Source organism: Methylocystis rosea (assembly GCF_003855495.1).
GTDB lineage: Bacteria > Pseudomonadota > Alphaproteobacteria > Rhizobiales > Beijerinckiaceae > Methylocystis > Methylocystis rosea_A.
The window spans coordinates 1750518-1769809 of the sequence record NZ_CP034086.1 but is presented as its reverse complement, the minus strand read 5'-3'; the positions used below and the strand labels follow the sequence as shown (position 1 = coordinate 1769809).

The 19292-nt window shown below is 60.9% G+C and carries 18 protein-coding genes; 12 read left to right on the top strand and 6 right to left on the bottom strand.

Features of this window, described 5'->3' with window-relative positions; translation table 11 throughout:
* Positions 1–217 precede the first annotated feature (217 nt).
* The 4 genes from EHO51_RS08645 to EHO51_RS08625 all read right to left on the bottom strand — a co-directional run bounded on the left by EHO51_RS08645 (position 218) and on the right by EHO51_RS08625 (position 4240).
* Positions 218–1312 (bottom strand): helix-turn-helix transcriptional regulator, encoded by a 1095-nt coding sequence (locus EHO51_RS08645; RefSeq protein ID WP_124738545.1) that lies wholly within the window; start codon positions 1310–1312, stop codon positions 218–220.
* Positions 1313–1419: 107 nt separating this feature from the next.
* Positions 1420–1818: a c-type cytochrome gene (locus EHO51_RS08640; protein WP_124738544.1), complete on the bottom strand. Its 399-nt coding sequence runs from the start codon at positions 1816–1818 to the stop codon at positions 1420–1422.
* 127 nt (positions 1819–1945) lie between these two features.
* Complete coding sequence (locus EHO51_RS08630) at positions 1946–3019, bottom strand: metallophosphoesterase family protein (RefSeq protein WP_124738542.1); 1074 nt, start codon at positions 3017–3019, stop codon at positions 1946–1948.
* A 72-nt stretch (positions 3020–3091) separates the two neighbouring features.
* On the bottom strand, positions 3092–4240 hold the full coding sequence (locus EHO51_RS08625; RefSeq protein WP_124738541.1) for a cytochrome-c peroxidase: 1149 nt from the start codon (positions 4238–4240) through the stop codon (positions 3092–3094).
* A gap of 392 nt (positions 4241–4632) precedes the next feature.
* Between EHO51_RS08625 and EHO51_RS08620 the strand changes: the two genes are divergently transcribed.
* The 9 genes from EHO51_RS08620 to EHO51_RS08580 all read left to right on the top strand — a co-directional run bounded on the left by EHO51_RS08620 (position 4633) and on the right by EHO51_RS08580 (position 15356).
* Positions 4633–5670, top strand: coding sequence for a cytochrome-c peroxidase (locus tag EHO51_RS08620; RefSeq protein ID WP_124738540.1), 1038 nt, complete (start codon positions 4633–4635; stop codon positions 5668–5670).
* A 118-nt stretch (positions 5671–5788) separates the two neighbouring features.
* Positions 5789–7225, top strand: coding sequence for an acid phosphatase (gene acpA, locus EHO51_RS08615; protein WP_164479369.1), 1437 nt, complete (start codon positions 5789–5791; stop codon positions 7223–7225).
* 594 nt (positions 7226–7819) lie between these two features.
* Positions 7820–8590, top strand: coding sequence for a bacterial ammonia monooxygenase, subunit AmoC (amoC, locus tag EHO51_RS08610; RefSeq protein WP_026222791.1), 771 nt, complete (start codon positions 7820–7822; stop codon positions 8588–8590).
* A 275-nt stretch (positions 8591–8865) separates the two neighbouring features.
* Positions 8866–9624 carry a bacterial ammonia monooxygenase, subunit AmoA gene (amoA, locus tag EHO51_RS08605; protein WP_014892304.1) on the top strand — a complete coding sequence of 253 codons (759 nt, stop codon included), beginning with the start codon at positions 8866–8868 and terminating at the stop codon, positions 9622–9624.
* Between the two features lie 161 nt (positions 9625–9785).
* Positions 9786–11048, top strand: a complete 1263-nt coding sequence (gene amoB, locus EHO51_RS08600) for a bacterial ammonia monooxygenase, subunit AmoB (protein WP_124737477.1) — start codon at positions 9786–9788, stop codon at positions 11046–11048.
* A gap of 472 nt (positions 11049–11520) precedes the next feature.
* Positions 11521–12135 carry a hypothetical protein gene (locus EHO51_RS08595; protein WP_124738538.1) on the top strand — a complete coding sequence of 205 codons (615 nt, stop codon included), beginning with the start codon at positions 11521–11523 and terminating at the stop codon, positions 12133–12135.
* A 61-nt stretch (positions 12136–12196) separates the two neighbouring features.
* Positions 12197–12619 carry a copper resistance CopC family protein gene (locus EHO51_RS08590; protein WP_124738537.1) on the top strand — a complete coding sequence of 141 codons (423 nt, stop codon included), beginning with the start codon at positions 12197–12199 and terminating at the stop codon, positions 12617–12619.
* A gap of 114 nt (positions 12620–12733) precedes the next feature.
* Positions 12734–14659: a c-type cytochrome gene (locus tag EHO51_RS08585; protein WP_124738536.1), complete on the top strand. Its 1926-nt coding sequence runs from the start codon at positions 12734–12736 to the stop codon at positions 14657–14659.
* A 118-nt stretch (positions 14660–14777) separates the two neighbouring features.
* Entirely contained in the window at positions 14778–15356 is a 579-nt protein-coding gene (locus EHO51_RS08580) for a copper chaperone PCu(A)C (RefSeq protein ID WP_124738535.1), read from the top strand.
* A gap of 147 nt (positions 15357–15503) precedes the next feature.
* On the opposite strand, the gene EHO51_RS08575 is transcribed toward EHO51_RS08580, so the two are convergent.
* The gene (locus tag EHO51_RS08575; protein WP_018408658.1) at positions 15504–15737 is read right to left on the bottom strand and encodes a hypothetical protein; all 234 of its coding nucleotides are present in this window, start codon (positions 15735–15737) and stop codon (positions 15504–15506) included.
* Between the two features lie 470 nt (positions 15738–16207).
* Between EHO51_RS08575 and EHO51_RS08570 the strand changes: the two genes are divergently transcribed.
* From EHO51_RS08570 to EHO51_RS08560, 3 genes are all read left to right on the top strand, one after another.
* Entirely contained in the window at positions 16208–17410 is a 1203-nt protein-coding gene (locus EHO51_RS08570; protein WP_124738534.1) for a pyridoxal phosphate-dependent aminotransferase, read from the top strand.
* Positions 17411–17592: 182 nt separating this feature from the next.
* The gene (locus EHO51_RS08565; protein WP_124738533.1) at positions 17593–18141 is read left to right on the top strand and encodes an SRPBCC family protein; all 549 of its coding nucleotides are present in this window, start codon (positions 17593–17595) and stop codon (positions 18139–18141) included.
* A 41-nt stretch (positions 18142–18182) separates the two neighbouring features.
* On the top strand, positions 18183–18650 hold the full coding sequence (locus EHO51_RS08560) for a hypothetical protein (RefSeq protein WP_124738532.1): 468 nt from the start codon (positions 18183–18185) through the stop codon (positions 18648–18650).
* Positions 18651–18675: 25 nt separating this feature from the next.
* On the opposite strand, the gene EHO51_RS08555 is transcribed toward EHO51_RS08560, so the two are convergent.
* Complete coding sequence (locus EHO51_RS08555) at positions 18676–19269, bottom strand: superoxide dismutase (RefSeq protein WP_029651728.1); 594 nt, start codon at positions 19267–19269, stop codon at positions 18676–18678.
* Between the last annotated feature and the right edge of the window lie 23 nt (positions 19270–19292).

The following is a 19292-nucleotide window of genomic DNA, read 5'->3' as shown; positions in this document are numbered from 1 at the left end:
CCCAAATTTAAGCTCAAAAGGGCTGCTGAAAGGATCAGGCTCAAAAAGGCAGGCTGAAAATTGAGCGCGTAGTATCGAACCCCGAGTTAATGAAGCGTCCGCGGCAATTTCGTCCGCCCCCCCGACGTTCGAGAAGACGTTAAGACGAAACAAAAGGGCCGGCATCATCCAAACGGATGAGGCCAGCCCTCAATTCCTTGAAATCAAATGTAGACGCTTATTCGCCCCTCGACGGGTTGAGCGGGGCGAGTCCACCCAGGAGCGCGACCACTTCCGCCTGGCGGTTGCATCCGGTCTTTTCCATCACGCCGCGTAGATGCGTGCGCACGGTGTTGCGCGATACGGACTGCTCGGTGGCGATTTCCTCGAGCGTTTTGCACGCCACGAGGCCGCGCGCCACGCGCGCCTCGGCTGGCGTGAGGTCGTAGAGCGACTGAACCAGCTCGATCGCCGGCGCCTGTTGCGAGCCCACCGGCGTCATCACCAGAATGGCCGCGCAACGCACGAAAATGTCGCGCGCCGCGCCGCGGATCGGCACCAGATTGGCGATCATCGGACCTTCGTCTTCGCCGGCGCGGGCGGCGAAGGATTTCGGCGCCCCGACGAGATCGTCGTCGAGCGAGTCCATCGCCTGACGCAGCAGCCCGTCCGCCGAGGCGTCGACGAGCGATATGCGGTCGTGGGCGCGCCAGCGGACGTATTTGTTCAGCGCATTGCTCGGGTCGTTCGCGGAGATCACGCGCCCGTCGTCGTCAAGAACGAGCGCCGGGAGGCCGATAAGCGCGAAGGTTTCGCCCGCGACGCGGGCGCGCTCGAGTTGCAGACGCGTGGCGAGGAAGGCGGCGCGCGCAAGGTGCGGCCGCAATTCGTCAAGCTGACGAATGACCGACGGCTCGATGGGTCCGCGGTTATGCGCACGTTCGAGGCAGATGATGCCGGTGTCGCCTGTCGGCAGCGAAATCGCGGTCGCCGCGCTAAATCCCAGCCCACGCGGGCGTAGGAAGTCGCTGTAGTTGGTATCGCGCTCAAGCTCCTCGGCTGTATAGACGTCGTCGTCGGTCAGGAAGCCCGGATGGCGGCGACTGAACAGCCTGCCGCCGCGCGTGCAGTTGCTGAGCCAGTCCCCGCGCATAAAGTTCTCGACATGTTCGCAGATCGCCGGAGACGCCGTCCAGCGGGAGACTTTTTCGCGCGCCGCGAAGAGCACGCCGCCCTGCGCCTCGGCAAGATGTGAGAGTTCGTCGAGCACGTCGGGCCACATGTCCGGCGCGAAGGAGCATTCGTAAATACGATCGATGAGTTCCTGAACCATCTTCAAAATCTCTTGCTGGCGGTCGCGCTAAAGGCGCGTGCGCTTTGAAATAAACCGGTATGCAAACGTGCGGCCGGCGAGATGGTTCCAGCCGGCCGCGAATTTGGTCAGTGCTTGCCGGCGTCGATCGGGACTCCTTTGCGCTCCTTATGAATATAAGCGACGAGCGCCGTCATCTTCGGATCATCGGCCGGAAGCGCGGCTCCCTGCAGCGGGTTTCTGATGCACCAGTTCACCATTTCAAAGAGCTGCGCGACCTTTCCAAGCTGCTTTTGGAATTTCGGATAGGTCTCCGGGTGGGTGTTGGCGGCGTTGGGATGGCACTGCGCGCAGGCCACGCCGTTGGTGCCCACAGCTCCACTGGTCCAAAGCTCGCGGCCTTTCTTCGCCACGGAATCAAATTCGCCCTGCCAGCGGTCGACGTCGGTCCTCGTGAATTCGTCGGCGAGCGTTGCCGGCGAAAGCAGCACAGCGCTCAAAACAAGCGCAATCGTAAAGCAGCGCATGGTCATTCTCCTCGACCTAGAGCAGGTTCCAAAAAAGTTGACGGACTTTCGATGAGAACCTGCTCCGACATTTTGGTTTTGAGCGATTCCTTATCGATCACATGATCCCTTGTGATCGGGAAGCGCTCTAGTAATGGAGTTGCGGCGCCTTGCGGACGATCGCCTCTTGATATTTCTTGTCGACGGGCTTCCCAAGCTTCGGATCGTAGCCGACGACGCGCTCGCCATTGTCCCACAGCTGATAACGCGCGGTGATGCGCCCGGAGTTGACGTCGATCATCTGCCAGCCAGTGGCGTCGCGTTCGAAGAACGGGTCGGCGCGGTTCATCGGAACCGTCAGCACAGGAACATGCGCGCCGGCCTGCGCATAAGTGTCGGGGTAGGGCCAGGGCCAGGCCGTCGCCATCACCGCATTGAAGGAGATGTTGCCGATCTGATTGTACTGGATCTGGTGCACGTGGCCGTAGATCACATTGACGGTCTTGAACGGCTGCAACAAGGCCTGCACCTGCTCGGCGTCGTCGGTCCAGAAGTTCCAGCCCTTATAGATCTTCTGCAGCGGCGAGTGCGAGAAGACGATGAGCGGCGTGTCCTTGGACACTTTGTCGAGATCGTCCTTGAGCCAGGCGCGCTGCTTTTCGCCGACCATGAACGGCGAGCCGTTGGGATTATCCAGTCCGGCCATTTCGAGCATGCGCTGCTCGGCGGTCGGCCAACGATGAAACGTCCATTCATCCGTCGTGAGAATCGAATTCAACACGACGAAATGAACGCCCTTGTGATCGAAGCTGTACCACTGCGGGCCATAGAGCTTCGACCAATATTCGCCGAGGTCGAGATAATAGTCGTGCTCGCCCATGACGCTGTGGAGCTTGCCCTTCACATGCGAAAGCATCTCGGCGCCGTGGTCGAGCTCCTCCTTCTTGCCGAGCTGCGCGAGATCGCCGCCGAACATCACGAAATCGGCTTCCGGCGTAATGAGATTGGCCTCGGCGACGGCGCGCTTCAGGCCCATGTCCCAGTTGCGCACGAAGCTCGCGCCTTTGATCTGCTGAATGTGCGAATCGGAAATATAGGTGAAGCTGAAATCCTCGCGCGTTCCGCCGAAGGCGAGGCGCACCATGGAGATCGGCAGGGTCGTGAGCGTTCCGGCGGCGGCGCCGGCGGCGATGACGCTGCGTCGGGTGATGAGTCTGGTCATTTCTATCCTCCCTCGCGGCTTCGCATTAACGGGGCGAGGCCGCTTGTTTTCTCCTGAGCGTTGGTCTCGCCGTTATTTTGTCTGCGCCGTCACATAAGCAGGACTCGTCAGCGTCTCTAGAAACGCGACGAGGTCGTCGATCTGCTGATCCTTCAAATCCAGCGGCCGAATGCCGCCCGAGAGATAGGGATTGACCGGCGTCGGATCGCCCGGGCTCTTTCCGCCCTCGTTATAATGCTTCACCACATCCTTCAGCGTCTTCAGCGAACCGTCGTGCATATAAGGCGCGGTCACCGCGATATTGCGCAGAGTCGTGGTCTTGAACGCGCCGATTTCATCGAAGGAGTTCGTCACCGCGAACCGGCCGAGTTCGGAGACCATCGGATCGGCGAGCACCGTCTTGTCGACGGACGCGCCCGCCGCTTTCGCCTTGAGGAATTCAGCGGCGAGACGCGGCACGTCGCCTTGAATGCGGTTAATGCCGACGCCGATATTGTGAAACCTGTTGTCGGTGAAGAGCGCCTGCGTCTGTTCGATGGCGTGGCAGGACACGCATCGTCCCTGACCGACGTAAAGGTCGAAGCCGCGTTTGGCCTGATCGCTGATGGCGTTGCGGTCGCCGCCGAAATACCACTTGTCGAAGGGCGAATCGCCCGAGATGACCGTGCGCTCGAAGCTCGCGATCGCCTTCTTGACGTCATCCATCGTTACGTCTCGGCCGCTCTTGCCGAACGCCTTCTTGAAGCCCTCGACATAGCCGGGATCTTCACGAACGATCTTGAGCACCGGCTCGTGATCGGGCAGCCCCATTTCGACCGGATTGACCATCGGATGCTGCGACTGATCTTCCAGCGAGATCGAACGCCCGTCCCAGAACTGCGAGGTGTAATAGGCCGCGTTGATGACCGACGGAGCGTTGCGCGTGCCGGTCAACTTATGGTGACCCTCGGAAACCCGCAGCGGACTGTCCGTGAACGCTTTTTTGTCGTTGTGACAGGTCGAGCAGCTCACCGTGCCGTCGATCGAGAAGCGCGCGTCATGGAACAGCTTGTCGCCGAGCGCGATCTTTTCCGGCGACTGCGGATTGTCCGCCGGGACCGGGAGTTTTGGCAGGCCGAGCGGCTCGGCCATCGCCCAACCGCCGGCGGCGAGCAGCGCCGCCAGCGGAAGCGCAACAAGCGTCGTCTCAACGGATTTCCAAACATTAGCAACGCGCGCCATGAGCCCCTCCGCGACCGCTCGGCTTCTCGCCGGCTTTTGTTTTCACATTAAGTTTGCTCTGCTTTTAGCGGCAGGGCAAGTCATGGCTGTGACGCTCCGCGCAGCCGTCAAAGAACTCCCCGGACGAATATTGCGTCATGGCGAGTAGTGATTGTGCATTGCATTAGAATGGCGCAATAAACCGCCCGATAGGGTGCTTGGCCTGTGCTTGGAGTTCCGGTTTGGTGCTACGCTCTTCAGGTCGTGTTCATGCTACACTGGACTGTTTTTAAACAGGTCCCTCCCCAGGCGCCCTTCCGCCGCCCGCGCGGCTGTGGTAGCTGACGTCCGCAGAGAGGCCGTTCGTCGCGACGCGAAACAGCGCCTCCGCAAATCAACTGCAGGAGTAAGGGATGTATTTGACCAGGTTCGCCGCGCTCGCAGCGACTCTGCTGGCGCCGGCCATGGCCGCCGCGGACGATTTGCGCGCCGACGCCAATGCGGTCTTCAAGCCGATCGACGCCGCGAGCGTCGCGGGCGTCGTCAAGAATAACGAGATCACGCCCGCCAAGATCGACCTCGGCGGCAAGCTCTTTTTCGATCCGCGACTTTCGAAGAGTCAGATCATCAGCTGCAACAGCTGTCACAATCTCGGAACCGGCGGCGTCGACGCCGGCCCGACGTCGATCGGTCACGGCTGGGCGAAGGGACCGCGCCGCGCGCCGACAGTTCTCAACGCCGTGTTCAACGTCGCGCAATTTTGGGATGGGCGCGCCGTCGACCTTAAGGCGCAAGCAAAAGGCCCGGTCCAGGCCGACGTCGAAATGAACAACACGCCGGCGCAGGTCGAAAAGATGCTGAACAGCATGCCGGCCTATGTCGCGGAGTTCAAGGCCGCCTTTCCGGCCGACCCGAAACCGGTCAGTTTCGACAACATGGCGAAGGCCATCGAGGCTTTTGAGGCGACTCTGACGACGCCGAATGCGCCATTCGACAAATTCCTGAAGGGCGACGTCAACGCGCTCAATGACGTTGAGAAAAAAGGACTGCGTCTTTTCATCGACAAGGGCTGCGCCGCTTGTCACGGCGGCGTCAACATCGGCGGCAACGGTTATTTCCCCTTCGGCGTCGCTCAAAAGCCGGGCGTCGAGATCATGCCCGTCGCCGACAAGGGCCGCTCCAAGGTCACCAATGACGTAGCGGACGACTTCGTCTTCCGCTCTGCGCCGCTGCGCAACGTGGCGCTGCGGGCGCCTTACTTCCACACCGGCTCTGTCTGGACGCTGGAAGAGGCGGTCGATCTCATGGCCAAAGACCAGCTTGGCGAAAATCTCTCCGATCCGGACATCAAGGCGATCGTCGCGTTTCTGGGAACGCTGAGTGGCGACCAGCCCAAGGCGGTCTATCCCGTGCTGCCGCCGCGCACCAAGGACACGCCGCTTCCCCAGTAAGCGGGCTCGAGCGATTTGTCCGCATAAACAAAAAAAGCAGATGGCGCTGTCACAAATCGTGCTGTGTCGCCAATTAAATTCTCCGCGCGGCGCCGCGCCGCGCGGAGGTCGCCTGTCAATGAAAGCCGTCGGACGATTCGTAATTTCGCTCGCCATTTGTGCGACCGCGACCTGCGCGCGCGCCGCGGCGCAGGAACAAGAAAATCCTTTCGCCCGAATCGGCCATATCGTCGTCATCTTCACTGAGAATCGCAGCTTCGATCATGTGTTCGGGCTCTTTCCCGGCGCTGAAGGAATCAACTCGGCTCAGCACCCGCCGCAAGTTGATTTCGACGGACGGCCGCTCGCGGCGCTGCCGCGTCCGCGCGCCGACGATCGCTTTCCGCGGCGCTTGCCGAACGCGCCGTTTCGCCTCGAGACCTTCGTCGACATCGACGGCCACACCATGGATCCGGTGCACGACTTCTACCTCGAGCAGGAGCAGATCGACGGCGGAAAAATGGATCGCTTCGTCGAGGCGTCAAACGCAGGCGCGCTCGTCATGGGCTATTACGACGGTTCAGAGCTCAAGCAGTGGGCGCTCGCCAAGGAATTCACGCTCGCCGATCATTTTTTCCATGCGGCGTTCGGCGGCTCGATGCTTAATCATTTCTTCCTGATCTGCGGTTGCGCGCCGGTCTTCGACAATCCGGTGGAGGCGACCAGAAAGAAATTCCTGCCAAAGCTCGCGACGATCAAGGATTCGCAGGGCGCCGAGCTCACGATTCGCGAGCGCGAGGAGGATTCACCGCCAAGCGTGCTCGACGGTCCGCCGCGGCATAAGCGGTTTGGCCGTCTGACGATGGACTTGGAGGCGATCGGCACGCTGCAGCCAGGAAACCCGGTTTCCAAGCATGACAAGACCGAAGCGCAGGAGCGGCTTCCGCCAGCGCACGCGCCAACCATTGGCGACCGGCTGACGGAGAAGAACGTAACTTGGGCCTGGTACGCCGGCGGGTGGCGCGATGTCATCGAAGGCCGCCTCAAGCCTTATGAGGACAAGCCGGACGCCTTCCAAACCCACCATCAGCCGTTCGCCTATTTCGCCAATTACGCCGAAGGTCGAGAGGGCCGCGCCCATCTCAAGGACGCCGACGAGTTCTTCCGGGCGATCGAGAAGGGCGAACTGCCGCAGGTCAGCTTCTACAAGCCGCTGGGCGTCTTCAACGGGCATCCGGACTATTCCGATCTCGCGGCGGGCGACGCTCATGTCGCAGACGTCGTCGCGCGGCTGCGCAAGAGCCCGAACTGGGCCGACATGCTGATCATCATCACGGCCGATGAAAATGGCGGGTTCTGGGATCACGTCGCGCCGCCGAGACGCGATCAATTTGGCCCGGGAGTCCGCGTGCCGACGCTGATCATTTCTCCCTTCGCCAAGAAGGGCTTCGTCGACAAGACCGTCTATGACACGCTCTCGGTGCTGCGCACGATTGAACTCCGTTTCGGCGTTGCGCCGCTTTCGGAGCGCGACGCGAGGGCGGCGGATCTGCGCAATGCCCTGGTCGCGCCTTGAGTTCGATCGGATTTCGCAAGCGGCTCTGTCCAACTGGCGAGGAGACCGTCGTATACAGCCACGGTTATGCCAAAAAATTGCTGCGGATGGCGCCACACAGCATAAGCAACTGATAATAAAGATTATTATGGATAGGATGAGGAGCGCCTCCGTAGTCCAATCCAACCCATACAGGTGGTTGTGACACTATCCACTAGGGTTGCATTGGCTATTCGATAGATTGTTTTGCTCTATACTAACGGGTATTGTGATTATTGGGGGTTATTGGAATGTTGCGGCACGCTGAGCTGGGTCTACGGTCTGCTCTTTCAAGGGGCGGATTTAGGATTTTGGCTTAGGCGGCGACGTCGGTTTTCGTCCGATAACAACAAGCAGCCGGGTTCTGGGGATTTTGGGGATTTGCTCGCCTTTGGGCGGGGGACGTTCCGGGGGTTTTCGGGAAGGCTGCGGCAGACAAGGGCGGTTTTGCGTGTTTTTAGAAGAAGACGCGCTTTCGCTTTGCTTTACGAAACGAGGACGAAGCGGCTCCGTTGTGGGAGGCGGAGCGATACCGGTCACGCGCAATTCCCTGGGAGCACATTGGAGGAGAAGGGTATGAGCTCAACGACTGACACAGCAGCCCGCGCTGCTGCTGGCACGGAAGCTGTAGTAGACCTGAAGGGCATGTGGATCGGCCTGGCCGTTCTGAACGGGTTCTATCTGGTCGTCCGGATTTACGAGCAGGTTTTTGGCTGGCGCGCCGGCCTTGATTCGTTCGCTCCGGAGTTTCAGACATATTGGATGTCGATCCTTTGGACCGAGATTCCGCTTGAGCTGATCTCCGGCATTGGCCTTGCGGGCTTTCTTTGGAAGACGCGCACGCGCGACTTCTCGAACCTGGCGCCGCGCGAAGAGATGCGCCGCCTGGTTGTCGAAGTGCAATGGCTTGTTGTTTACGCCGCGGCCATTTACTGGGGCGCGTCGTTCTTCACCGAGCAGGACGGCACCTGGCACATGACGGTGATTCGCGACACGGACTTCACGCCGTCGCACATCATCGAGTTCTACATGAGCTACCCGATTTACTCGGTGATCGCGGTCGGCGGCTTCTTCTATGCGAAGACGCGTCTTCCGTATTTCTCCAAGGGCTATTCGGTTGCCTATCTGATCGTGGCGATTGGCCCGTTCATGATCATCCCGAACGTCGGCCTGAATGAGTGGGGCCACACGTTCTGGTTCATGGAAGAACTGTTCGTTGCGCCGCTGCATTGGGGCTTCGTGTTCTTCGGCTGGATGGCGCTCGGCGTGTTCGGCGTCGTGCTTCAGCTGCTGATGAACATTCAGCGCCTGATCGGCAAGGAAGGCGTCGCCCTCCTGACCGAGTAATCTGAGACTTCGCCGCCCGCTTGTGGCGGGCGGCGACTGGCTCCGGGCTTTTCGCGAAAACCAGAGAGCTTTTGCCTGTCGCTTTGGCGAGTGGGTTGGCTTGTTGCGGTCGAAAAGGGGTCTTCGGGCTCTGGGACGATCGGGGGCGAAGGGCTTTTAAGCGATGCGGCCGGCGGGATCTCCGCCGTCCGGGCGCCGGCGGCGGGAAGGCCTGCCGGAGCCATAAGGAAAGAACTCGGGCTTTACGGGTTCGAGAAACACCAAGGAGAAGAGTGATGTCACAATCGAAAAGCGGGGGGGCGGTCGGTCCGTTCAACTCCGTCGCCGAGGCGGCGGGTTGCGTTCAGACGGTCGACTGGATGCTTCTTGTTCTTCTGTTCTTCGCCGTTCTTGGCGGCTACCACGTCCACTTCATGTTGACGGCGGGCGACTGGGACTTCTGGGTTGACTGGAAGGATCGTCGTATGTGGCCGACGGTCGTGCCGATTCTTGGCGTGACCTTCTGCGCCGCGGCGCAGGCGTTCTGGTGGGTGAACTTCCGTCTGCCGTTCGGCGCGGTGTTCGCGGCTCTTGGCCTGCTGATTGGCGAGTGGATCAACCGCTACGTCAACTTCTGGGGCTGGACCTACTTCCCGATCAGCCTTGTGTTCCCGTCCGCTCTGATCGTTCCGGCGATCTGGCTTGACGTGATCCTGCTTCTGTCGGGCTCCTATGTGATCACGGCGATTGTTGGTTCGCTGGGCTGGGGTCTGTTGTTCTACCCGAACAACTGGCCGGCGATTGCGGCGTTCCACCAGGCGACGGAGCAGCATGGTCAGCTGATGACGCTTGCGGATCTGATCGGCTTCCACTTCGTCCGCACCTCGATGCCGGAATATATCCGCATGGTCGAGCGCGGCACGCTGCGCACCTTCGGTAAGGACGTTGTGCCGGTTGCGGCGTTCTTCTCGGGCTTCGTCTCGATGATGGTGTACTTCCTGTGGTGGTTCATGGGTCGTTGGTATTCGACGACCAAGATCATCGACACGATCTAATCCTCGTCGCGTGCTGCGGCGCTGAACGGGCGCCGCGGCGGCCTGCAAGAAAGAAGAGCGGCGGGCTGGAAGCTTTTTTAAGAGCGAAGGTCCGCTGCGAGAGACAAGACCGGTTGGCGCGCGAGGCGGCGACCGGGAAGAGGAACCTGGGAGGTTTATCGATGAAAAAGTTCGTCAAGCTCGCCGCGATTGGCGCGGCGGCGGCTGTGGCGGCGACCCTGGGAGCTGTTGCTCCTGCGTCGGCGCACGGCGAAAAGTCTCAGCAGGCGTTTCTTCGGATGCGCACGTTGAACTGGTATGACGTTCAGTGGTCGAAGACGACGGTGAACGTCAATGAAGAGATGGTGCTGTCGGGCAAGATCCATGTGTTCTCGGCCTGGCCGCAGGCGGTCGCCAATCCGCGCGTGTCGTTCCTGAACGCCGGCGAGCCCGGTCCGGTTCTGGTTCGCACGGCGCAGTTCATCGGCGATCAGTTTGCGCCGCGTTCGGTGTCGCTTGTTCCTGGCAACGACTACGCCTTCTCCATCAACCTTCGCGGTCGTCGCGCGGGCCGTTGGCACGTTCATGCGCAGGTCAACGTCGAGGGCGGCGGTCCGATCATCGGCCCCGGCCAGTGGATCGAGATCAAGGGCGACATGAAGGACTTCACCGATCCGGTGACGTTGCTTGATGGCTCGACGGTCGACCTCGAGACCTACGGCATCAGCCGCGTTTACGCGTGGCATCTGCCGTGGCTTGCGGTTGGCGCGGCGTGGATCCTGTTCTGGTTCGTCCGTAAGGGCGTCATCGCTTCTTATCTCCGTGTCGCCACCGGCAAGGTTGATGAGCAGGTGACTGACGACGACAAGCGGATTGGCGCGATTGTCCTGGCGTTGACCATTCTGGCGACGATCGTCGGCTACGCTGTGACGAACTCGACCTTCCCGCGCACGATCCCGCTTCAGGCGGGCTTGCAGAAGCCTCTGACGCCGCTCGTTACGGACGGCACGGCGGGCGTCGGCAAGGAGCGCGTGACGGCCGATCTGAACGGCGGCGTCTACAAGGTTCCTGGCCGTGAGCTGACGATCAACGTCAAGGTCACGAACACGACCTCCGAGCCGCTTCGCCTTGGCGAATATACGGCGGCCGGCCTGCGCTTCCTGAACCCTGACGTGTTCACGACGAAGCCCGACTTCCCGGACTATCTGTTGGCCGACCGCGGTCTGTCGACGGACGCGACGCCGATCGCGCCGGGCGAGACGAAGGAAATCGCCGTGAAGGTGCAGGACGCGCGTTGGGACATCGAGCGTCTGTCTGACCTGGCTTACGACACCGACAGCCAGATCGGCGGCCTCTTGATGTTCTTCTCGCCGACGGGTCGCCGCTTCGCGGCCGAAATCGGCGGACCGGTCATTCCGAAGTTCGTCGCCGGCGATATGCCCTAAGCGATACTGACGAATTGAAATAGAAAGCCCCCGGCCCATAAAGCCGGGGGTTTTCTTTTGAGGCGGCGCCGCGAAGCCTTGCGGTTCGCCGGAGATGCGCGGCGGTCGTGGAGCAAAGCGCCGCGGCGTAGGAAACGGCTGCGCGAAGGCGCCCGCTGATCGTCGAGAGTTGTTCGGTCGCCGCCACGCGGAGAGCCGGCGCAAGGCGATCGCTAGAGCAGAGGCTTCATCCGGTTCGATTGCCACCAGAAGTCGGTGCGTCCTTTCGACGCAAATTGTTCCGCCGTTTTTACTCGCGTCAATTTCTGGCTTTTGTCAAAAGTAGGAGGAGCGTCCAGCCGCGCGGCGATGTGCTGGCAAGGGACAATAATCGAGCCGCGTGCCAAAAATCCGCTATAGAAGATGCAGGGCTCAGGCAACGTTCGCCAACAAGAGCGACAGCCCGGCAATCAATATGGATCGAGGGATGGAAATGAAGAATAGGCGTAGCGTTGCAGCCGCAGTTCTCGGCGCGCTTTTTTCGCTGGCTTCGATGGCTCCCCTGCGCGCATCTGAGGGCGGCGCAGGCCCGGAAGCCATGTCGATGGGCAATATGTGCATGGTCATGTTCGGCTATGACATGATTCACATCACGGCCTACCAACCCGGTAAATCGCGCAGCGAATATTGCGCCGAGATCCCGACCTCCGGACCAACCATTCTGGTGTTCGACATCGAAAATCCGACGTTTCGCGACATGCCGCTGGAACTGCGAATCATTCGCGATCCGCTGACGCCGATCACCAAGGGCACCGATCTTGAGGCGCTGACCGAAGTTCATCGTCCCGCGACCAAATACGTCAAGGGCACGTTCAATCTGGAGCACGATTTCAAGGACAATGGCCATTATATCGGGCTCGTCACTCTGACCCGCCCCGACGGCACGCAGGAGACGTCCGAATTCAAATTCACGGTCGGCGAAACCCTGTGGGCCTGGGTGCCGCAGATTGCTGGGACCGTGCTCATCGCAGGCATCGTTTTCGTGTATTGGAAGCACACGCATCCCTCCGGCAAGAAGAAGGATGCCGCCGACGCCACTGCGTCTTGATCGCGGCGACAGGCGTAAATATCTCAAAACAAAGCGGGGCTCAGGCCTCTGGGAGGACGCTATGACTAACGCTGACAGAACTTCGCCGGCGCGCGCGCGCCGTCAGGGCGGGTTCGGCTTCTCGGGCGCCGCCGGGGCTTTCGCCATCGTCATAGTCGCCGCCTTTGGGACGACCTCGGCGCTCGCGCATTCTTTCCTTGTCGACGCCACCCCTTCTTCAAAGGAGCATGTCGCGGCGCCGCCAAAGACCATCAAGTTGCGGTTTGGCGGCGGAGTCGAACCGCCTTACTCGAAGATCACCATAGAAACGCCCGACGGTAAGGTGCTCGGCCAAGGCAATAGCGCTGTTCCCGACAAGCCGCGCGAATTGTCGGCCAGTGCGCCCGAACTCGCGCCCGGCAAATACATCGTGCGTTACCGCGTGCTCTCCACCGACGGTCACATCGTCGAGGGAAATTACGAATTCACCGTGGACGCGAAGTAAGCGCCCTGGGGCGAGTGACAGGCTCGCGGCTACGCTTGCGCGACACGCTGCTCGTTTCTCGCTTCTCGTGCGAGCTGAAGAGATGAGCGCCAGAGAACATCGGGCGAAACAAAAATGTATCTCTCTCTTGCGGCGATCCGCTTCCTTCTGAGCGCGCCCTCGGCCCTCGCGGTCGGGCTCCTGCTCCTGCCGCGTCTCATCGGTGAGGACGGAAAGCGCTTCAAGCCTGCCGTCGCGGCGCTGGCGCTGGCGCGCGCCGTTTTGGGCTTCGCGCTGCTGTATGTCACCGCGCGCGCGATTTTTCCCGCCGATCGTCCAATCGAATTCGACACGCTTTGGGAGTTCACCGTCAACACGAGCGTCGGAAACGCCTGGATCTGGACGCAACTGATCGCTTTCCTCTTTGCGGCGCTCGCGGCGGCGCGCCTCTTCGTCGCTTCAGATTCGCTCGATCAGGTGACGCTGTGGGTCGGCGTCGTCCTTATCGCCGTTGTTTCAGTGACCGGCCACGCCATCGACGACGGCCTGCCGCGGTGGACACAGGTGAGTTTCCTTCTCCACACGGCCGCCGGCCTCACTTGGCTTGGCGGCTTGCTCGGCCTCGTCTGGTGGATGTTCACGGCGCGCGGCAAACCGCCGGAACTGGCGGCGCAGCTCGCCGAACGCTGGTCGTTCATCGCAAAGGTCGCCATGGCGATCGTCGCCGTCTCGGGATTTGCGATCGCCTGGGAGAACGTCGGAAGCATCCCCAATCTGCTGGCGACGCCCTATGGTCGGATGCTCACGCTGAAGCTCGTTCTGCTGTGCGCCGTCTTGCTCGCTGCGCTGGCGCTCGCGCGATACATCACGCGCCGGCCTGAAGGCGAATTCAACGTCGGCTGGTACAGCAAGGTCGGCGCGGGCGAGTCGATCTTTGCGCTCGCTCTGCTTTCAATCGCCGGCTACATCGCGGTCATCACGCCAGCCTCGCATGAAACCAGTCTCTATTGGCCATTGCCATTTCGCCTGTCCTACATCGCGACGTGGGGGCAGAACCCAGCAATGTTCAGCCCGATCTGGTGGTGGGGCATTGCCGCCGTCGCACTCGCGATCGTGGCGGCGCTGATCTGGTGGACGCCATCGACTCGCCAGTATCGTCTCTATGCGACGCCAGCCATCTCCGCCGCGGCGGCGATCTCGCTCGCCGTGTCATTTGCGACAGAAGCCTACACCGACACGTACGACGATCCGACGCAGGACTACACTGCGGAATCGGTGGCGCGCGGGCTAGCGCATTTCCAGGAGAACTGCGTCGGTTGCCACGGCGGGCAGGGCGAAGGCAATGGTCCCCTCGCCAAAGACCTCAAGAACCAGCAAGGCCTTCCCGTGCAACCCGCCGATTTGACGGCTCCGCATGTCGGCACTCATACGATCGGCGACATTTTCCACTGGCTGACTCATGGCGGTCAAAGCGGCGTCATGCCGGCCTTCGGCGACCAGCTCGACGTCGATGACCGCTGGGACGTGATCAACTTCCTGCTGATGATGTCCTATTCAAACCGCGCCCGCTTCATGAGCGCTCAGCCGATGATTCAATGGCTGATCGCGCCGGATTTCGCGCTGATCGATCCCGAGGAGAATGCAACGTCTCTCTTCAAGTTGCGCGGCGTTCCAACGCTGGTCTCCTTTGCGCGCTGCGGGGCGTCAAACGGCGATCCCACGGCGCGCGCGGCAAGCGTCAAGATCGCGCATGCCGCCGCCAAGGCCGCTGGCGTAAACCAGGTGACGATCTATGACGCGGCGTGCCCGCAGGAGGCGAAAGGTCGAGAGGTCGTTCATCCAAAGGCGGTTGAGACCGCCTATTCGGTGATCAATCGCTACCCCAATGAAACGCCGTCCGAGGAAATCGAAGAGGCGCATTTCCTGGTGGATCGTTCCGGCTACATTCGGGCGCGTTTCCGCACATTCGCGCCCGACGACGGGAATACTCAGAAATTGTCCGGCCTCGCCGCCGAACTCGCCCGGGAGCCCTTGATCGAGATCAGCCTGCACTCGCATTAGCGCGCGCCATATTGTCGCAAGCGCGAACGGAGCGCGAGGCTATCGGAGCGGCGCGTCCTTGGTCATGATGCCAAGCAGTCCGGCGAGAGAAAAGTCCGGGCAAAAAGGGAGAAGCGAGATGCTAAAGCGGCGTGAATTTTTGCTGACCGGCGGGACTTTGCTCACCGGGACGGCGCTCGGGCTCTTCGCCGGACGCGGTTCCGCGGCTGCGCATGAATACGACGTCGGCAGTCTGAAAGTGGAGCATCCTTGGCTTCGCGCCCCCGTTGACGGCGACAACAAGGCGCAGTTCTACGCAATGCTGCACAATAGCGGCGCGACGCCCGACAAGCTGATCGCGGTTAAGTCGGAAAAATTCGGGAACGCCGAGATCCACGGCGACGCGAAGAAGCTGGATCTGATCACGCCGATCGTCCTGCCGCCCAAGTCGAAAGTTACGCTCGCGCCTGGCGGCGTCTATGTGACGCTTATGGACATCAAGAAGCATCTTGAGGTGGGCTGGGGCCTGGAGATGACGCTCGTCTTCGAAAAGGCCGGCGAAGTGGTGATCGACGCAGCGATCGATGCGCCGGACGCGGCCCATGCGCATGACGCGGAAGCCATGGAGCGTTGGCAGAAGGCGCATGGCCAGGACGCCGCCGGGCCCAAAGAAGGCGGGGCGGCGCATCACGAGCACCATCACATGGATAAGAAGTAGTTGCGGGGGGCTCGTTGAACTCGTCGACGCACAAGCAGAAACCGGCCGCTTGAAAGGCAGCCGGTTTGTTCGTTGAACATCGCCAAAAAGATTGCGCGCGTCGAGAGACGCGCGCCGTGTTTTCCGCGATCGAAATTTTCAGATGATTCAGCGGTCGATCGTCACCAGTCGCCCGGCGAAAACGCCGCCGTCTGACGCAACGGGGGTGGCCTTCTGGGCAGGCGAGCCAATCGGTAGGGCGAAGCCGAGAACGAAAGCGGCCATCGCCATGGCGGCGACCAGCAGGAGCGAAACTCGAAACTGGCGACGCGCAGAGTCCCTATCAAAGCTGCGCGTGAAGGCTGGCTCCATCTGATCTTCAAATTTGTCAACGAGCGACATTTTCCCTAATCCTCTCGCATTCGCCCTTGTGTAACGCTTGACCTCTCCCCAAGGCCCGCGCGCGATTGACTCGCGTCGCCGCGTTCTCAAGACAGAAACGAGGATGGGGTGAAAAGGTTGCATCATTCTTCGGAAATTTTATAAATTTTTAAGAAGTGCGTGAGACGGGGTTAACACTTGGCAATATTGATTCGATCAAGTTGAGCCAAAGCTTAGTCGCCGATTCGGGCTTTTTTGTAAAAGTTGATTGTTTTTCCTCAGAAAACCCCGACACTCAGCATGGCTGACGATGGCTGACGATGGCGGCGGCGCGATGGCGCGGTAGAGCGGCTCGCGCCCGTGCTCCGCGCGTGGTTGAAGTCTTCGTCAACAATAGACGCATGTGGTCCTGCGAGCCTCGTGAATCTCGTTGCGACGCTACGCCGCGCAAATTATGGTGCGGCGCACTATCCCCTCCGCAGGACACTCCAATGACCTTCCTCGCCAACGCCCTGTCGCGCGTGAAGCCCTCGGCAACAATCGCGGTCACGCAGAAAGCCCGCGACTTGCGCGCACAGGGCCGGGAGGTGATCAGCCTCTCCGTCGGCGAACCCGATTTCGACACACCCGCGCACATCTGCGCCGCCGCGAAAGCGGCGATCGATCGCGGCGAAACGCGTTATCCGCCGGTGCTTGGAATTCCGCCGCTGCGCGAGGCTGTCGCAAAAAAATTCAAGCGCGAGAACGGTTTGGACTACAAGGCGTCGGACACGATCGTCGCCACCGGCGGCAAGCACATCCTGTTCAACGCTTTTCTTGCGACGCTCAATCCCGGCGACGAAGTGATCGTTCCTGCGCCTTACTGGGTGAGCTACCCGGAGATGGTGGCGATCTGTGGCGGAACGACGGTCTTCGTCGATACGCGGATGGAGGACGGCTTCAAGCTCCAGCCTGAGGCGCTCGAGCGCGCCATCACGCCCAAGACCAAATGGCTCGTGCTCAACTCTCCATCGAACCCTTCGGGCGCGGCCTACGCATTCGATGAAATGAAGAAAGTGACGGACGTTCTGCTGCGCCATCCGCAGGTGCATGTCCTCACCGACGACATTTATGAGCACCTCGTTTACGGCGACTTCAAATTCGTCACGCCGGCCCAGGTCGAGCCGGCGCTCATGGAGCGCACGCTCACCATGAACGGCGTCTCGAAGGCCTACGCCATGACCGGCTGGCGCATCGGCTATGCGGCGGGGCCCAGCGCCCTGATCAAGGCCATGGACCTGCTCCAGGGCCAGCAGACGTCGGGCGCCTGTTCGATCGCGCAATGGGCGGCGCTCGAAGCCCTCGAAGGGCCGCAGGACCATCTCGCCGTGTTCCGTAAAGCTTTTGAGGAACGGCGCGACCTCGTGGTCTCGATGCTCAACCAGGCCAAATATTTGAAATGCCCGACGCCGGAGGGCGCTTTTTACGTGTTTCCCTCCTGCTCCGAGGCGATCGGGCGTAAGACCCCCGAGGGGAAGGTCATCGAAACGGACGAGGACTTCGTGACCGAACTCCTGGGAACGCAGGGCGTCGCCGTGGTGCAAGGCTCGGCGTTCGGCGTCGGTCCTAATTTCCGGGTGTCCTACGCCGCATCGAACGCGTTGCTCGAAGACGCCTGCCGAAAGATCCAGGCTTTCTGCGGAAGCCTCATCTAACCCCACAATGCATTGCGCATTGCGCCCGCCGCTCTAAACTGACGTCCAGCGCGTCAGGCGGCGGGCCGTGGGCGAGCGCTTCGTGAGAAAGCGACATCTCTCGGCTCGGAGAGCGCGGAACGAAATTGCAAGTCCGCGGGCCGTTCGCTCGACGGACCCACGCTCTTGCGGAGACCTGCACCATGTCGATGTTCGCTCTCGTTTTCCTGGCTCTCGTCAGCGCGCTGATCGCCTACATCTCCTTCCTGCCCGATAAATTCCGCATCGCCCGCTCGATCGTGATCGACGCGCCGCCGGAAGTCGTCTTTCGCCACATCAACGATTTTCATAATTGGGCCGACTGGTCGCCCTGGGCCAAGCTCGACCCGAATATGAAGGATGAATATGGAGGGACGCCGCAGGGCTATGGCGCGACCTATTCATGGTCCGGCGACAAGCAGGTCGGGGTCGGTCAGATGGAGATCGTCGAGAGCCGCCAGGGCGAGCGCGTCGGCATCAAGCTCGAATTCCAAAAGCCGTTCAAAGCCAAGAACGACGTGCAATTCAATCTCAAGCCTCTGGGCGAGAACAGCACGGAAGTCACCTGGGCGATGTCCGGCCACCATGAATTTGTGAGCAAGGCCATGCATAAGTTCTTGAACATCGACAAGACGGTCGGGGCGCAATTCGATCGCGGCCTCGCGGACCTAAAGCGAGTCGTCGAGTCGCAGCCGAAAATCGCCGCTGATTGACCGCGCCGAGCGGACGATAGGCGCAGCGAAGGAAGCCGCTGATGCTTTTTGGCCTGCAGATCGCCGCGATCACGAGCGTTACGCTATGCGTGATACCGGCGGGCGCGCATTTTTTCGAACGCGCCAACAAGATGGCGCTTTCGCCGGCCGACTACATGACTGTCCAACAGATCTACGCGGGCTGGGCCTATTTCGGAATCGCCGTCGTTCTCGTATTAGTGACGACGCTGGCGCATGCGATCGCCGTTCGCCGTAACCGGATCGCTGCGGTGCTCTCGTTCGCGTCCTTCGTGACGCTCACTGGAACGCAGGCGATCTTCTGGACGTGGACCTATCCCGTGAACGTTGCGACGCAGAATTGGACCAGGATGCCGCCGGCGTTCGAGGCGGCGCGACGGCAATGGGAAGATTCGCATGCTGTGGCGGCCTTGCTCGTCTTTGCGGCGCTTTTGCTGCTTGCCGCCTCGGCGCTTCTTCACAACTCAAAAAATGCGCGGCGCACGAATTAGGCGCGCCGCGCGGAATGAAGTGACGCTATGCCGCGTCGAACATTTCCTCGACATGCTCCCAATTGACGAGATGGTCGAGAAACGCCTTCAGGTAGTCGGCGCGGCGATTGCGATAGTCGATGTAATAGGAGTGTTCCCAGACGTCGGCGACGAGGATCGGCGCGGCGCCATGGATGAGTGGATTTTCCGCGTTCGGCGTCTTGCGAATGGCGAGCTTCCCATCCTTCGCTTCGAGCCAAACCCAGCCGGAGCCGAATTGGCCGAGGCCTTCCTTCTGGAATTCTTCGCGGAACTTGTCGACAGAGCCAAAGGACTCGATGATCGCCTTCTCGACCTTGCCGGGAATGGCGCCGCCGCCGTTCGGCTTCATCCACTTCCAATAGTGGTGATGGTTGAAATGCTGGGCGACGTTATTGAAGATTGGCGTGTTGCGATTGTAGGCGGTGACGATCACTTCCTCGATCGGCTTGCCTTCGTATTCGGTGCCTTTGACCAGATTATTCGCGTTGGCGACATAGGTCGCGTGGTGCTTGTCGTGGTGATATTCGAAGGACTCGCGGGAAAGATAAGGCTGCAGAGCGTCGTAGGGATAAGGCAAATCTTCCAGGGTGAAGGACATAATTCTCTCCTGAATACGTTAGA